Source organism: Candidatus Laterigemmans baculatus (assembly GCF_010367455.1).
GTDB lineage: Bacteria > Planctomycetota > Planctomycetia > Pirellulales > Pirellulaceae > Laterigemmans > Laterigemmans baculatus.
Map to the genome: position 1 here is coordinate 1 of NZ_WRPR01000153.1, position 523 is coordinate 523.

A 523-nucleotide genomic window follows, 5' to 3' on the forward strand; every position below is an offset into this window, starting at 1 on the left:
CATCTCGAGGGGATGCCGAACTTTGTCGAGCATCCGACGCATGTGATTTCTGAGAGCGGCCGGTGGTCGCAGATCGCTGCACTCGAGAACGTCGATGCCAACTCGGTGGTCGTGATCGCCGAAGGGCACTCGGTGATCTTCGACGTCGAGGGGGTGACGCTCCAAGCGCTCGGCGTCTCGGGCGAGCTGCGGTTCGCCGCGGACGTCGATACTCGGCTGACCGTGCAAGAGTTGATCGTCTTCGACTCCGGGTACCTGGAGGTCGGCACAGCCGAGGCCCCGATCGCTCGCGGAGTTCGCGCCGAGATCGTCATCGGCGACCGGCCGCTCGATGCGGTCGACGATCCGGCCCAGTACGGCAACGGGATCATCGTCCTCGGCAAGATCCGCCTGCACGGTCAGTCGCTCGAGTCGACCTTCGCCGCGCTCACCGCCTCGCCCCGGGCCGGCGACACGCTGCTCCGCGTCTCGGCGGTGCCGCAGGGATGGCGCGTCGGGGACGTGATCGCGATTCCCCAAACGG

Annotated in this window: 1 protein-coding gene; it reads left to right on the forward strand. The window is 67.3% G+C overall.

Translation table 11 applies throughout. The features are described 5' to 3' along the window. The coding region (locus GNK13_RS21360) for a G8 domain-containing protein (RefSeq protein WP_164104668.1) at positions 1-523 on the forward strand (523 nt) is incomplete at both ends.